At 52.2% G+C, this 15,775-nt stretch carries 13 protein-coding genes; 3 read left to right on the top strand and 10 right to left on the bottom strand.

Features of this window, described 5'->3' with window-relative positions; genetic code table 11:
• Nucleotides 1-2: 2 nt before the first annotated feature.
• From gabT to ACTID9_RS05550, 8 genes are all read right to left on the bottom strand, one after another.
• A complete protein-coding gene (gene gabT, locus ACTID9_RS05585; protein ID WP_441070256.1) occupies nt 3-1,352 on the bottom strand; it encodes a 4-aminobutyrate--2-oxoglutarate transaminase in 1,350 nt (449 codons plus the stop codon).
• 212 nt (nt 1,353-1,564) lie between these two features.
• The gene (locus ACTID9_RS05580; protein ID WP_441070255.1) at nt 1,565-2,965 is read right to left on the bottom strand and encodes a sigma-54 interaction domain-containing protein; all 1,401 of its coding nucleotides are present in this window, start codon (nt 2,963-2,965) and stop codon (nt 1,565-1,567) included.
• 158 nt (nt 2,966-3,123) lie between these two features.
• Nucleotides 3,124-4,818, bottom strand: a complete 1,695-nt coding sequence (locus ACTID9_RS05575; RefSeq protein WP_441070254.1) for a methyl-accepting chemotaxis protein — start codon at nt 4,816-4,818, stop codon at nt 3,124-3,126.
• Nucleotides 4,819-4,953: 135 nt separating this feature from the next.
• Nucleotides 4,954-6,027, bottom strand: coding sequence for a M42 family metallopeptidase (locus ACTID9_RS05570; RefSeq protein WP_441070253.1), 1,074 nt, complete (start codon nt 6,025-6,027; stop codon nt 4,954-4,956).
• 239 nt (nt 6,028-6,266) lie between these two features.
• On the bottom strand, nt 6,267-6,722 hold the full coding sequence (locus ACTID9_RS05565; protein ID WP_441070252.1) for a MarR family winged helix-turn-helix transcriptional regulator: 456 nt from the start codon (nt 6,720-6,722) through the stop codon (nt 6,267-6,269).
• Complete coding sequence (locus ACTID9_RS05560) at nt 6,722-7,213, bottom strand: glutathione peroxidase (protein ID WP_441070251.1); 492 nt, start codon at nt 7,211-7,213, stop codon at nt 6,722-6,724. The genes ACTID9_RS05565 and ACTID9_RS05560 overlap by 1 nt, the downstream gene beginning before the upstream one ends.
• A 242-nt stretch (nt 7,214-7,455) precedes the next feature.
• The gene (locus tag ACTID9_RS05555; protein WP_441070250.1) at nt 7,456-7,632 is read right to left on the bottom strand and encodes a hypothetical protein; all 177 of its coding nucleotides are present in this window, start codon (nt 7,630-7,632) and stop codon (nt 7,456-7,458) included.
• Nucleotides 7,633-7,799: 167 nt separating this feature from the next.
• Entirely contained in the window at nt 7,800-8,651 is an 852-nt protein-coding gene (locus ACTID9_RS05550; RefSeq protein ID WP_441070249.1) for an aldo/keto reductase, read from the bottom strand.
• A gap of 500 nt (nt 8,652-9,151) precedes the next feature.
• On the opposite strand from ACTID9_RS05550, the gene ACTID9_RS05545 reads away from it, so the two are divergent.
• Entirely contained in the window at nt 9,152-10,045 is an 894-nt protein-coding gene (locus ACTID9_RS05545) for an AraC family transcriptional regulator N-terminal domain-containing protein (RefSeq protein WP_441070248.1), read from the top strand.
• A 228-nt stretch (nt 10,046-10,273) separates the two neighbouring features.
• On the opposite strand, the gene ACTID9_RS05540 is transcribed toward ACTID9_RS05545, so the two are convergent.
• Nucleotides 10,274-11,026 carry an alpha/beta fold hydrolase gene (locus ACTID9_RS05540; protein WP_441070247.1) on the bottom strand — a complete coding sequence of 251 codons (753 nt, stop codon included), beginning with the start codon at nt 11,024-11,026 and terminating at the stop codon, nt 10,274-10,276.
• Between the two features lie 144 nt (nt 11,027-11,170).
• Between ACTID9_RS05540 and ACTID9_RS05535 the strand changes: the two genes are divergently transcribed.
• Together ACTID9_RS05535 and pepF are read left to right on the top strand one after the other, a co-directional pair.
• Complete coding sequence (locus tag ACTID9_RS05535; RefSeq protein ID WP_441070246.1) at nt 11,171-12,079, top strand: LysR family transcriptional regulator; 909 nt, start codon at nt 11,171-11,173, stop codon at nt 12,077-12,079.
• A 123-nt stretch (nt 12,080-12,202) separates the two neighbouring features.
• Complete coding sequence (pepF, locus tag ACTID9_RS05530; protein ID WP_441070245.1) at nt 12,203-14,008, top strand: oligoendopeptidase F; 1,806 nt, start codon at nt 12,203-12,205, stop codon at nt 14,006-14,008.
• A 58-nt stretch (nt 14,009-14,066) separates the two neighbouring features.
• Here the strand turns inward: pepF and ACTID9_RS05525 are convergent, their stop codons facing one another.
• Nucleotides 14,067-15,638 (bottom strand): glutamate synthase-related protein, encoded by a 1,572-nt coding sequence (locus ACTID9_RS05525; RefSeq protein WP_441070244.1) that lies wholly within the window; start codon nt 15,636-15,638, stop codon nt 14,067-14,069.
• Nucleotides 15,639-15,775: the final 137 nt, after the last annotated feature.

Below are 15,775 nucleotides of genomic sequence, written 5' to 3'. Positions count from 1 at the left end.
AATTAGTTGGTTACGTAGATGCTTTTCAGCACGTCGGTCATGATGTCCAGACCTTCTTGCAATTGTTCGTCAGTGATGACAAGTGGAGACAGGAAGCGGATGATGTTTCCGTTCACGCCAGCGGACAGGCAGATTACGCCAGACTCGTAGCAGCCTTTGATGAGTTTGCCTACCAGTTCTTTTGCAGGAGCGCCTGTTGCAGGATCTACGAATTCTACTGCGCACATAGCGCCCAATCCGCGAACATCGCCGATCACAGGGAACTCAGCTTGCAGAGCGGAGAAGTGGTTGCGGATGGTTTCGCCGATTTTTTGGGAACGGCTAGCCAAGTCTTCGCGCTCCATTTTTTCGATAACAGCCAATGCTGCCACGCAAGCGAGCGGGGAACCGTTGTACGTACCGCCGATTTCGCCCGGGTTTGGTGCATCCATGACTTCTGCACGGCCAGTAACCGCACTGATTGGTAGACCTGCTGCAATCGATTTGGACATGGTCATGAGGTCAGGTACAACGTCGAATTGAGAGATGGCGAACATGGAACCTGTGCGGCAGAAACCGGTTTGGATCTCGTCTGCGATGAACAGGATGCCGTTCTTTTTGCAGAATTCGACAACGCCTTGGACGAATTTTTTCGGAGGAACGATGAATCCGCCTTCGCCTTGTACCGGCTCCATGATGACAGCAGCCACTTCTTCAGCAGCAACTTCAGTCAGGAAGAATTCTTCGAATTGCTTCAGGCAGAAATCGACGTACTCATCATCTGTCATGGAAGCTGGTTTGTGGAACGGATATGGGAATGGAGCTTTGTATGTCGCTGGTGCGAATGGCCCCATTTGGAATTTGTATGGTTTTACTTTGCTTGTCAGGGACATACCGAGCAAGGTACGGCCATGGAACGCGCGGGTAAAGGAAACGATTCCAGGGCGGCCTGTAAATTTGCGAGCGATTTTCACTGCGTTCTCAACCGCTTCCGCACCGGAGTTCGCAAACATCGTTTTCTTTTCATGTGTACCAGGCGTGATTTGGTTCAGCTTTTCAGCCAGTTGGATGTAGGATTCGTACATCGCAACGTTGAAGCCTGGGTGGATCAATTTGTCGAGCTGCGCTTTAACCGCTGCCACAACTTCGTCCGGACAATGACCTGCGTTCACAGTACCGATTGCAGCTGCAAAGTCGATGAAGGTGTTGCCGTCTACGTCAGTCAGCAGCGCGCCTTTACCGGATTCAGCGACAACTGGAGTCAGGTTGCTGATCCCTTTTGCTACGTTTTGTTGTCTTCTTTCGGTGATCGCTTTTGCTTTTGGTCCCGGTACGCCAGCGGATACGTTTACGAATTTACGTTGTTTCGACATGTTAACTTTCCTCTCCTCTATGGCAAAGTGTTTTGAAAACAATGAAAGATGGTTGGTGCGACCTCACTCTTTTATATTAGCAAAAAGCGTGCCAAACTAACCAAGCCTGGTTTTACGCATTTTTGCATAACGCTTTCATTGATATTATTCAAATATGAATTAAAACCCGATAGATGCTCGATTCAATTTTGAATTGACGTTTCACTTTTGAATTACTGCCGCACGCGGTACTTTTGCAGCTTGCGTACGACCGACGGCTGGCTGATTCCGAGCAAATCCGCCATCTCCGCTGTCGTGCGGCACCGTTCCGCTGCATAGCGCACCCATTTTTCCTCGACCTGCTCGATCGCTTCCTTCAACGACACGCCCGAAACGCTCGGATCGATGTTCACCTGATGATCGGACACGGCGCGAATTTCCGGCGGCAGATGGGCCACCGCGATGACATCTTCATCGGCTGTTACGACCATCCGCTCCAGCACGTTTTCCAGCTCGCGCACATTGCCCGGCCAGTCATAATGCAAAAGTGCCGCAGTCGTTTGCGCATCGAGCCGCTTGTTCATCCCGTACCGCTCATTCAGCGTGCGAATGATCACCTTCAAGAGAGCCGCGATATCTTCCGGCCGATTACGTAAAGGCGGGACCTGGATCGGCACGACATTCAGGCGGAAGTACAAATCTTGCCGGAACTTCCCTTCCTTCACCATCTTGCCGAGGTCGCGGTTGGTCGCCGCGATCAGGCGGAAATCGACGTCGCGGTACGTGGTGCTGCCGATCCGCTGCAGCCGTTTTTCCTGGATGACCTTGAGCAGCTTGGCCTGCAGCGTCAAAGGCAGCTCGCCCAGCTCATCCAAAAAGAGCGTGCCTTCATTGGCAAGCTCGATGATCCCCGGTTTGCCCGATTTGCCCGCGCCTGTAAACGCACCCGCTTCATACCCGAACAGCTCCGACTCCAAAAGCCCTTCCGGAATCGAGCCGCAGTTGATCTCGACGAACTGCCCGGCCTGCCGCCGGCTGTTCCGGTGAATCTCCTTGGCGATGACGTTTTTGCCGACGCCCGACTCGCCCAGCACAAGCACGTTGGAATCGACCACAGCCACTTTCTTGATCAGGCGATCGATCGCTTTCATCGGTTCGCTCACGGCGACGAAGCCTTCATTGTTCTTTTCACGCAGCTCCTCGATCTCGCTCTCGAACTGCTTCAGCTGCTCGGTCATGCTCTCATACCGCCGCTTCAGCTCAAGAATTTCCGTCAAATCATGCGAATAGTTCACAACGGCTTCAAGCGTGCCATCCGGTGCAAAAATCGGGTGGGCGGATACCATCAGCTTTTGCCCCTTGTTCGTTTCCTGCAAAATCGTTCGCGGCGCTCCGTCATCGATCACCATCCGGGTGACGGAAGGGGAGAAAATCTTTTCCCGCTCCATCTCGATGACGTTTTTGCCCAATAAATCTTCTTTATCCATGCCGTACATCTCTTTGCAAGATGCGCCGATCAGGCGGATGTAGCCCTCGCCGTCTGTAATCAGCAAATGGTCGCGGGACGTGTCCACAATTCCTTCGAGGACGAATCGCCCCCAGCGTCCAGCCAGCTCAATCTCTTTGTCTTTCACTCGCAACACCACCTTCGATGCGCTGCGCACGCGATCCTTTTTCTTCATTATACCGCATTAACGGCATCTCTTCTGAAATCTCTTTATGGAAAAGTGACAGCCGTTCCCATTGCAAACAGGAACGGCTGCGGTTCTTGATCATGTCCTCGACGTGTAGCCTAGACTTTGAATTTTCCTACAAGCGCTTGAAGCTCTTCGGCCATTTTGGCAAGTGATGCGGCTGATGACGTAATTTCTTCCATCGAAGCCAGCTGCTCCTGTGAGGCTGCGGAAACGTTTTGTGTTCCCGATGCAGCAGCTTCTGCAACACCTTGAATCTGTGCAATCGATTGGACAACCTGATCCGTGCCGGTCGATACTCCCCTCGATAAAGTTGTAACATGGCTGCTTTTTTCCGCGACGGAACGGACCGAGCTTTGGATATGTGCGAAAGATTGACCTGCGGCGTTCACCACCTTGATTCCCTCCGCTACTTCCTTTGTCCCTTTCTCCATGGCATGGACCACTTTAGCCGTTTCGGTTTGGATCGTTGTAATCAAGGCGGAAATTTGCTGTGACGAGCTTGCAGATTGCTCTGCCAGCTTGCGCACCTCATTGGCAACGACTGCGAATCCTCGTCCGTGTTCACCAGCGCGCGCAGCCTCAATCGCGGCATTCAAGGCCAACAGATTTGTCTCGGCAGCGATGCTCGTAATAACATCAATGATGTTTCCGATTTCCCCGGATTTTTCTCCGAGACCTGTTACCACAGCCGCCAATCCCTGAATCGTCGTATGAATCTCATTCATTTGGGTTACCGCTTGTCCGATCGACTGGTTTCCTGCTATCGAAGCGTCGGTTGTCTCTTTTGCCAATTCGGATACGTCCTCGGCCAAGCGAGAGATTTCCTTGACGCCGCCTGCCATCTCCCTGATTGTGCTTGCCCCTCGATGGACGCTTTCCGCCTGCTGTTCGGAGCCAGACGCCATTTCCTGGATCGTGGTGCTGATGTCCTCGGTCGCCTGACTGGTTTGTTCAGCGCTTGCCGTCAACTGTTCCGCGGAAGAAGCGATTTGGAAAACCGCCGCATTTATTTTTTGAATCATCATTTGCAAGTTTTGCAAAAATGAATTGAACCCTTGTGCCAGTTGCGCGATTTCATCCTTGCCTTGCACATGCAGGCGAGCCGTTAGATCCCCTTCATTGCTGGATAGCTCCTCCATGCGTTTGGCGACAACCAGAAGCGGCTTCAATTTTTTAAAGAGCACGGCGATTGAAACGAACAGAGTCACGGCGATTATGCCAACCAGGACGCTTAGTACGATGAGGTACAGACCTGTTTGTTGTTTCGCTTGATCGGCCTCTGCTTGTGCACGGCTGTTCATCTTTTGCTGAAATTCTTCGATCGGCTTCATGATGATGCTTTTTTTCTGGTCGTACTGATCGTCAAACATCAACTGCCGGGCTTTGTCCAGCTCGTTTCGTTCGACAGCCTTCATCGCCGCATCTTCAATGGACACGAGACTATCGGAGTTTTGTTTTGCCTGTTCAATCAAGTCAAGCTCATTCTGAGGGGTTTGCAATTCTTTCAGCCTTTCCACGACCCGGTCCCGTGTTTTTGTTTCCTTTACCTCCCGCCAATAGTTGTCCACGTACTGTTTTTCCCCGGTTACGGCATATCTTCGCGCCTGTTCGGTCAGGTAATCGGAAGCATTGGCTAGATCAATGCCCAATTGCTTCAATTCCGCCTGTCGCGATAGTGCGGCACGTTCTTTTTCATAACTGGAATTCAACAGCAACACGCAAGCTACGATGCTGATAATGACGGAGACAAACACGCAGGCAATTGTTTTTAGCATAGCTGAAATTCTCATCGTTTTTTCCCCCAGCGAACTGTCATTATGTATCCAGGATTCTTTTTCCCGCTGGGGGTGAATGTGAAACAGGGGGAAATGTAAATGTTTTTCTAATAAAACCACCTCGTGGGTGGTTTTCGTCCTTTCTCAAAACTACAATTTCTCGTGCAGCTGCTCGATAAACGCGACGATCAGCTGAATGGTCAGCTCCATATCGTCGGTGCGCACGCAGCTGATGGCCGAGTGGATGTAGCGTGTCGGAATCGAGATGATGCCGGTCACCGCTCCTTCTCCGGTCAGGCTGATCGTCCAGGCATCGGTGCCGCCGTTCAGCACAACCTCGCGCTGGTACGGAATCTGGCTTGCTTCCGCTACTTGGGCAAGCTTTCGCGTCAGTTTTTTCGGCACATTGTTGCCGTGCGAGGTGCTGGGCGTCCAGTCATAATAGACGAGCGCCGGCCCTTTGCCCAGCTCGACATCGACGACTTTTTCATCCATGCCCGGTGTACCGCCCGCAAACGTCACGTCGATTGCCAGCGCGACATCCGGCTCGATGGCGAAAGCGGCGGGACCTGCGCCGCGCAACCCGACCTCCTCTTGGACCGAAGCGACGCCATAGACGGTCGGACTGATGTTTTTGGCGGCGAGCCGCTTCATCACCTCGATCAAAACCGCGCAGCCGGAGCGGTTGTCCACCGCTTTTCCGGTAAACAGGTTGCTGCCGTTGAGGAACTGCCCCGCTCTGTCAAAGGCGATATAGTCGCCAACCTGTACGCCAAGCGCAAGCGTCTCTTCCTTGCTGCCCGTTCCCAAGTCGAGATACAGCTCCTCGATCGGAATGGATCGCTTGGCTTCCTCAGGCGTGACGATATGCGCCGGTTTGCCGCCGGTCAAGCCTTTCACCGGGCCTTTTTCCGTCTGGATCACCAGCACCTGGTTGAGCGCCATCCGGTCATCGTGGTAGCCGACGGGATAAAACCAGACGAAGCCTTTCTTGTCGATATGACGGACGATGAACCCGATCTCGTCCATATGCGCCGCGAGCATCAGCTTCAAGTCGGGATGGCTGCCTTTCTTCACGAAAATCTGGTTGCCGAGCGCATCCTCGTAATGCTCGTCTACGTAAGGTGCGATCTGCTCTTTCATGTAGGCAGCCACTCGCTCCTCATCACCCGATACGCCGTGAATCGCATCGAGCTGAATCAAGTATTCCTGTATCGTTGGCATGTTCCATCCTCCTTGGGTTATCAAACGGTCTGATTTTTTTGTCTATTTTTATTATAAAGAACAAACCGGGCGCGGATTTTCGTTTTCCCAGCACAAAATCTGCACGATTTTATCGTTTTTGATTTTTGCGCGAAAAAAAAGCGCCGGCGCTTTCGAGAAGCGCAGACGCTTTTTTCGTTGTTGTCTTTCGGGCAACGATCAGGTATCCCGCCTCTCGTGACGGGATCTGCCTTTGATCTTCATGGATTTGTTTCCTCATTGCTCTGATGAATCCGGGTAAGCAGCTGCCGGAACTGGCTCAGCATGCCCGCGAACTCGCCTTCGGATATGCCGCTTTTGGCAAGCAGCGATTCGGGAATACAGTAAGCGCGCGCTTTCAGCGCCTGGCCCTGCTCGGTTAAGCGGACAACAACCACCCGCTCATCGGTCTGCGAACGCTGCCGAGTGATCAGACCTGCTGCTTCCATACGCTTCAGCATCGGCGTCAGCGTGCCGGAGTCCAAAAACAGCCGTTCCCCCAGCTCCTTCACATTGCATACCTCCTGCTCCCAGAGGACGAGCAAAACCAAATACTGCGGATACGTCAAGCCGAGTTCATCCAAAACCGGCCGGTACAGACGGCTGATCTCCCGCGAGCAGGCGTAGATGGAGAAGCAGAGCTGGTTGTCCAGCAAAAGCAGGTTCTCTTTCTCCATTACACCGGTTCACCAGCCAGCGTTTTCTCGATGTCCGGTGCGATCGCTTCCGGTTCGGTGCGTGCGCTGTATTGCTTGACGATCTGTCCATTCCCGTCCACGAGGAACTTGACGAAATTCCATTCGATATCCCCTGTTTTGTACGGCTCCGGCGTATTTTCGACCAGATAGCGATACAGCGGGTGGGCATTCTCGCCTTTGACATTGATTTTGGCAAAAAGCGGGAAGCTGACATTGTAGTTCAATTCGCAAAACGACTGGATTTCTTCTTCCGTTCCCGGCTCCTGGTTCATGAACTGGTTGCAAGGGAAGCCTAAAACGACCAAGCCCTTCTCGCGATATGTTTCGTACAGCTCCTGCAATCCTTTGTAATGCGGCGTCAGCCCGCATTTGCTGGCGGTATTGACGATCAGCAGCGTCTTTCCTTTGTAGTCAGCCAAAGATTTTTCCTCGTTTTTGATGGTTTTAACAGTGAAATCATGAACGGACATGGTTATTCCTCCTTTTTTATTAACGCGCAATTAGATTGTAAACAATTTATTTGCATATAAATATACCGCTAAACATGGCACGCGTCAACCTGCATGCTGCACATCTAGCGGCACATAGAAGCTGCTCAGCTTTTTTTCGCATCCACAAGCACCCATGACCGCAGGATAGTGTAGACTCAGAAAATTGAAAGACTTGTTGCTGCTCCTGAAGTTGTAAGCTCTAAACCTTATTGACCCGTTTCTCATTGCACCGTTTCGACAGGCACCGCATCAAATCCGGCTTCATTCATCATTTTTGCACGTGCCTTGGCATTATCTAGGTATTTATCACCCACAATCATTTTCTTACCAAAGCCGATTCTTCTTGCTATCGCCGTACCGATCTGTCCAGCACCGGTCCGAAGTATAACATCTTTCATTATATCTCCTCCTTATATTTACCCAGGCTCATTAATGTTTTTCAACAGCCCATTTCTGACGGCAAACGAAATGGGAGCAGATTGAATAAGTGCGTCTGCTCCACATTTTTAGTGCGAATAATCATACTATCGATTATTTAAGCTTCAATTTTTTTGCGTGAATTCGATTAGATATCAAGTTTCCTAGTACCGAGCCATTTCACCATTTCAGGATCACGATGTGAAAAGAACAGGCTCTGTTTCGTATCTAACGCAGCAATCGACTCCATGTCTTTTCTGCTTAATTCAAAGTCGAAGATATTGAAGTTCTCGATCATTCTTTCTTTACGTACAGACTTTGGAATCACAACGACTCCTCTTTGTGTTAACCAACGTAAAACGACCTGAGCAACGGATTTATTATACTTTTCACCTATGGATGCCAATACCTCGTTTTGGAACAGGTTATTTTTCCCCTCCGCAAAAGGCGCCCAGGATTCGATCTGAACACTATTCTCTTTCATAAATTTTGCATTCTCGATTTGTTGGTTAAAAGGGTGCGTTTCAACCTGGTTCACGGCAGGAGTAACTTCATTATGGATAATTAAATCGATCAGACGATCCTCATGGAAGTTGCTAACGCCAATTGCACGGACCTTCCCTTCACGATACAATTCCTCCATAGCCCGCCAAGAGCCAAACACGTCTCCATAAGGCTGATGAATTAGGTATAAATCCAAATAATCCAATTGCAGTCTTTGCAGCGATTTTTCAAATGCCTTCTTTGTCTTCTCATAACCTGTATCTTGAACCCAGAGTTTTGTAGTAATAAAAAGTTCCTCTCTTCGGATACCACTTCGTTTAATCGCTTTGCCAACTGCTTCTTCATTCAGATAAGAGGCAGCTGTATCAATCAGTCGATAGCCCGCCATAATAGCGTTAAAGACACTCTGTTCACACTCATTTTGATCTGTCATCTGAAAAACACCGAAACCGAGTATAGGCATCTCAACACCGTTGTTCAAAATTACTTTTTGCACGTAAAATCCTCCTGTTATTTAGCACGATTTGTATTTGCATTTGATTATCCCTGTATCGATAGCAGGCTCAATCCGTGGCCGCTTGTTTCGAGAACGTACGGGTAAGCCCGAAGAAAACGGACGCCGTGACGACCCGCAGCTGCTCCAATCCAGAAAACCAAGAATATCGACGATCCTCCCACCGCAAGTCCTCACCCCAAGCGGAAGTGCTTGTATACGTATTAACCACCGAGTATCCGATAACTACGAAGAATGTCATGCCGAGCGCTGTTGAGTTCTCAGGATTTTTCAACAGGGCAAGTAAAATTACGGTAACCGCCAGCAGCAGCTGCCTAAGTATTGTATTTGTCCCCCTTTCACATCCTTATTATGCCTTGGATGATCAGGCGACCGTTATCCCATTCGTGCCAAATGTTTGCCTAATCCTCTCACTTTCTCTTATGCATTAGACAAATACGGTCTATAATCGAATAGTAAGAATGACGGGACAGGAGGATCAAATGTCTGAAACGACCAAGAGACAGTATAACGAGCTAGTAAAAATCATTGAGCGTTATGCAGAAACGGACGGCGTTCACCCAACCGCTATTCCATCCTTGTTTTTCATGCGCAATTCAAATGCGTCCGTACCCAAACACGGAGTTTATAAACCTTCCTTTTGTATAGTAGTCCAAGGGGCGAAGGAAGTATGGCTTGGCCAGGAACGGTTTAGGTACAGTCCTTCCGATTACCTTGTTGCATCCGTTCATTTGCCAGTTACCGCTCAAGTGACAGAAGCTACCCCTGATGTTCCTTATCTAGGGTTTAAACTTGAATTTACGAGTAAGCAAATTCTGGAGGTTTTGGCTCATTCAGAAATCGTTATGAGTCCGAGAGAGAATGCTAAACGTGGTATGTTTGTGAGTCGGATGGAGATGCCATTGTTGGATGTAGTTATCAGGTTAGCTCGTTTGCTGGATGCCCCAAAGGATATCCCAATACTTGCGCCGCTGTTTACGAAAGAAATTCTGTATAGGATACTTCAAGGACAGCATGGCGTTACGCTCGCGCAAATTGCAGTAGAAGGCAGCTCCGCTAATCAAATCAAAGATGTTATCGAACATATCACCAATCACTATGCCCGTTCATTTCGGATTGAAGAACTTGCAGAGATAGCGAATATGAGTGTTTCCTCGCTCCATCGGCATTTTAAAGAAGTAACTGCAATGAGTCCGATTCAGTTCCAAAAACAACTGAGGCTTCAGGAAGCCCGGCGTCTATTATTAACCGAGTCAGCAGATGCCACAGATGTGGCATTTCGAGTAGGCTATGAAAGTCCCTCGCAATTCAGCCGTGAGTATGCTCGAATGTTTGGCTTTCCGCCTAGACAGGATATTAAGCGTATGAAGGCATAAAGAAAAAAAGTTGACCAGGCAAGCCGTCGTAAAAATCGGGCTGCCAAACGGCGAGAGGGGCAGCATCGGATCGTCAAATCGTCTCTGTCGCCACAGAAAAAGGCTAAAGAACAGAGCAAAGCCCGCCAATGCACCGACAATCGTCACCGAACCCCAGCCCGCCGCATTCCCTTCAATCAAGGCATAGGTCAGCTTAAAAACAGCCGCAATAAAGAGGAGCTGGCCCGTTCATTTGCCAGCTCCCTCTCGCCCCTCTGTCATCCGGATCACCGCTCTGATCGCATCTGCGATCGCTGACGGCTCATCCCGCTGCATGCTGTGACCGCTCGATTCGACAATGAGATGGCGGCTGTTATGCGAAAGTGCCGTGATGTCGGCATGAAGGCGGCGCCACATCGCAAACGATGCATCCGAATGGAATTCCTTGCGTCCGGCGGAGAGGACAATCAGCGGCAGGCTGCCGAAATGCCGTCGCTCCGCTTTCACCTGATCCAGACTCTGCAAAAAGTCGTCGTACGTCCCTTCGATCGTAAACTGCGCCAAAAAGGTTTGGCGAAAATCTTCCGCTACAAGCGGCAGCCATTTTTCATGCTGCTCCTCGTGCGACGGTTCCGCCAATACCAGCCCTGCCACTTCCCCGGGAAATCGGTGCGCGTACAGACGAACGTTGAGCGCACCGAATGAATGCCCCACCATGATATAGGGCGGCGCAATTTTTTCAGCAGCCAGCAAACGGTGCAGGTTCTCCACGATCTGCCGACTGTGCATCGGATGCGTTCCCCGCTCGCTTTGGCCAATCCCTGCCCTGTCATAGCGAAACACATTCGCGCTGCCGCCGATTTCGCCGCACACCTTTGACCATGTACGCAGAGGGGCGCCGTATCCCGATTCAAAAATGACAGTCGGAACATTCGGACCTGCCTCCTCGTACACACAAAACAGCGCGCCGCCGTCGATCGCTACTTTCTTTTCCATTGTCATCTTGTTCCCGAGCCTCCATTCCCGCTTCCATATCGCTTCTCCCTATAGCAAGTATAATCCACTCCAAAAAATTCCATCAATCGCGTGTTTCCGACTATAATGAGTAGTGCGAGCGATAACCGGCGTATTTGAGAGGAGAATCCCATGGAACTGAGGCAATTGGAATATTTCATGGCTGTCTGTGACGAGCTGCATTTTTCCCGCGCCGCCGAAAAAATGTGCACGACACAGTCGAATTTGAGCCAGCAGATCAAGCTTTTGGAAGGCGAACTCGGGGTGTTGCTGTTTGACCGGCTGGGCAAGCGCATCGCGGTTACGGAAGCGGGCCGTTTGCTGTATGAGCAAAGCCGGCAAGTTTTTTCTCATCTGCAGTATGCGCGCGACGCGATTGCAGCATTGCAGACCGCCCAGGGCGGAACGTTGACCATCGGCGTGCTCCCCGGCGATGCCGACCTGTTGTTCAACGCCCTGCTCGTCGAATTCCACAAAACGTATCCGCAGCTCTCCTTATCCGTGCTGGAAACGACCAAAATTACAGAGCAAATTCTCCAGGGGACGCTCGACATCGGCGTGACCACAACGCCGCCGCCCGATGAGCGGATCACCCGCATCCCGCTGATGCATGAAGAATTCGCACTGGCGATTTGCACCGACGACCTTTTTGCGAAAAAAAGCAAAATGTCGTTTGCACAGCTGCAGCACCTCAAATTGGCGATGTTCCCTCCGGACCATCAAGTGCGGCAGGTCATCGACCATTATTGTGCAGAAGCCGGGTTCCGCCTCCAGCCGGGGATTGAAACGACAACCGTTTCCACGCTGCTTTCGCTGGTGGAGCAAGGGATCGGGGCGAGCATCTTGCCTCGCCTGCTGCTGGAAAATTTGGGCAACAAGAAGATCGCAACCATCCCGCTCGTCGATCCGACCCCCAGTCAGGACATTTGCATCATTTACCGCTCCGACCGCTATATGAGCTTCGCTGCGCAAGCCTTCATCGAGACGCTGCAAGCCTATATCCAAAACGCCATCCAACATGCGGCCCAAGCCCAGGCATAGCGTCCGCAGCAAACGGTCAAACGTGTTACACTGAGAAGGGGATTTCGCGTTTTCATCGTGCGAAAACGACTGACAGATAGAGAAAAATCGGAACATTTCACAAATAGAGGAGGAATCGCAAATATGAAAGAGAGAGTGACGCGCGAACAGGTTCCGGTCGAACAAACCTGGGATTTGACTGAACTGTTCGCAGACGTGGACGCATGGGAGAGCGAGCTGCAAGCGATCGTCGCGGATTTGCCGGCCATTACCCAATTCAAAGGACAGCTGCACACCGGTGCGGAACTGCTGCTCGCCACATTGGAAGCGGAGGAGACCATTGCCATCCGGCTCCAGCGGCTCTCCTCCTATGCGCGCCTTCGCACATCCGAGGATGGAACCAATCCGGTCAATCAAGCGAATTCCGCTCGCGTAGGGGATGTCGTTTCACAGGTCAATGCTGCACTGTCGTTTATCAGCTCGGAAATTTTGGCGCTGCCGGACGGTACCGTCGAGCGCTATTTGCAAGAAGAACCGGAATTGGCGCCGTTCCGCAAAAATCTCGAGGAATTGCTTGAAACAAAGCCGCATCGTCTGTCGCCGGAAACCGAATCGGCGCTTGCCTCGTTGGGCGAGGTGCTGGGCTCCCCTTACACGGTCTATCAGCGCAGCAAGCTGACGGACATGACGTTTGCTTCCGTGGAAGACAGCGAAGGTGTGACGCGCCCGGTTTCATTCGCACTGTTCGAAACCAACTACGAAATGTCGCCAGACACGACACTGCGCCGCGCTGCCTATGAATCTTTCAGCAAAACGCTCCATGCCTACCAAAACACGTTTGCCGCCGCTTACGCCACAGAAGTCAAGCGTCAAACCGTGCTGTCCCGCCTGCGCGGCTATGAATCGGTCACCCATATGCTCCTCGCCCCGCAGCACGTGACGATCGACATGTATGAAAACGTGCTGGGGATCATTTTCAAAGAGCTGGCGCCGCACATGCGCCGTTATGCCAGCTTGAAAAAACGGGTGCTTGGCCTCGAACAGATGCGTTTCTGCGATCTGAAGGCGCCGCTTGATCCTGCGTTCAGTCCCGCCGTTACTACGGAAGAAGCGGGCAAGCAAATTTTGGCCGCTGTTCAAATCATGGGTCCTGAATATGTGGAGATCATCGAACAAGCCTTGGCCAATCGCTGGATCGATTACGCCGACAACGTGGGCAAATCGACGGGGGCCTTCTGTTCAAGCTCCTATGGCATCCACTCCTACATACTGATCACGTGGGCAAACAATATGCGCAGTACGTTCACGCTGGCACATGAACTCGGCCATGCCGGACATTTGATGCTCGCGGCACGCAACCAGCGCTATGCCAACTATCGTCCGTCGCTTTCGTTCATCGAGGCGCCGTCCACGATGAACGAACTGCTGCTGGCCCAGCACATCACATCACAGTCCGACGATCCGCGCCTGAAGCGCTGGGTGATTCTGCAGCTGTTGAACACGTATTACCACAATTTCGTCACTCATCTGCTGGAAGGCGAGATGCAGCGCAGAGTGTATGCCGCGGCTGAAGCGAATGAACCGCTCACCGCGAAAAAGCTGTCCGAGCTGAAAGGCCAGGTGCTCGGCGAATTTTGGGGCGATGCCGTGGAATTGGATGCCGGAGCGAGCTTGACCTGGATGCGGCAGCCGCATTACTACATGGGGCTTTATCCGTACACATACGCAGCAGGCTTGACGACCTCGACTGCGGTCGCCGCGCGCATTCGCGAGGAAGGCCAGCCTGCAGTCGACCGCTGGCTGGAGGTATTGAAAGCGGGCGGATCGTTGAAACCGCTTGAACTGATGAAGCTGGCTGGCGTCGATATGTCGACACCCGAACCGATTCGTACGGCTGTCGCCTATGTCGGCCAGCTGATCGACGAACTGGAGAAGCTGTTTAACGAGTAACAGGTAACATGCAAAAAGGCTGCCGACCTTGGCAGCCTTTTTCACGTGTGCGGCCTGATTACCGCGTAGCTTCCGGATAAGGAAACAGATCCACTACCCGGATGCTTTGTCCGCTCTCATTCGTGAAAACTACATGCTCCCGGTTTAGCCCGCGCGGACTCTCCAGGCCGCAGGCCGCCGCCAGCGAAAACACGCCTTCCCGCAGCTGCAAAATATAGTTCATCACGCGCCACTGCTTCTCCTCGGGCGCCAGCGCCTCCTGGTATTTGGAATCCGTTGTCGTAATCCCGGTCGGGCATTTGCCGGTGTGGCATTGCATCGCCATGATGCAGCCATTTGCCATCATGAAGCCGCGCGCGGAATTGACCAAATCCGCGCCCATCGCCATGGCGATCGCCACTTTATCTGGGGTAATCAATTTGCCGGACGCAAAAATCTTGATACGGTCGCGCACGCCGTATTTCCGCGCCGTGTCGTCGAGAATGAGCAGTGCGGGATACAGCGGCAGCCCCATCCCGTCCGCCATCGCTTTGAACGTCGCACCCGAGCCGCCTTCAGAGCCGTCCACGGTGATGAAATCGGGGCAAATGTCCAAGTCGACCATCGCCTGAAAAAACGGCTCAAGCCGCTTTGGATCGCCGACGACAATCTTCACGCCGACAGGCTTGCCCCCCGCTTCCTGCAGCGTGCCGATAAAGCGAAGCGCCTCCTCCGGATTGGTGAGGAACTCGAACCGGTTCGGCGAATTCACCGTTTTGCCTACCGGAACCAAGCGGGCTGCCGCGACTTTTTCCGTCACTTTGGTGCCCTCGAGATGCCCGCCGCGGATTTTGGCGCCCTGATGGAATTTCAGTTCGAACGCCTTGATAGTCGGCATGCTTGCTTTGCGCTTGTACTCTTCAATGGAAAAATGACCGGAATCGTCGCGGAAGCCGAACATGCCCGGTCCGATCTGGGAGATGATGTCGACCCCTGTTTCCAGGTGGACTTCCGCGACCCCGCCCTCGCCCGTATTGATCCAGGAGCCGCCCGCCATCCGTGCGCCATTCCCCGTCGACAGGATATAATGCTCCCCCACGGCCCCGTAGGAGGTCGCGGAGGCGCCGAACATCCCTTTCACCCGCCACGGATGCGCGCGCCGTTCTCCAACGACGATCACATCGTCATCATGCAGCAGCCACGGCTTCACCTGGTCGTCGATGAATTTTTCCCGTCTGGTAAACAGCCCTTCATCGGTAATTTCATACTTCTTCCCCTTGAGCAGCGTGTTATTATCGACCCGAAGCTCGCTCGTCAATCGCGGGAACATGGCATTGGACAAGTAGAAGCCCGGCTCGTCAAAATCCCGCTTGCCCCCAAATGAAATCAAATCGGTGCGGTATTTCGCTGCAAGCACGAGCCCGACGAAATCGTCCCGCGAAAACGGCTTGCTTTCCGTATCGCTGTCAAACCAATACTGGCGCAGCTCCGGCCCGAGTTTTTCCAGCAAATAGCGCACCCAGCCGAGGAACGGATGCGAGCGAATGATCGAATGCTTGGGCTGCTTGGATAGCGCGTACATATAGCCGAAAAAAACAAGCGGCGGTACCAGGACGACCACCAGCACAATGACCAACAGGACATGAACCATCTTGCCTTACCTCCCGAAGCGCATCAATCGAATGGAAATCTCGCTATAGCATCCCACAAACTGCCAATTCCCATTCGAGGCAACCAAAAACGGCGGCCACGCCATCTGGTGGCGCAGCCGCCGTCTCCAGCGTTGCG

The organism is Brevibacillus fluminis, assembly GCF_052072235.1.
GTDB lineage: Bacteria > Bacillota > Bacilli > Brevibacillales > Brevibacillaceae > Brevibacillus_D > Brevibacillus_D fluminis_A.
The sequence above is the reverse complement of the archived record's forward strand: the minus strand, read 5'-3'. Positions and strand labels throughout refer to the sequence as shown.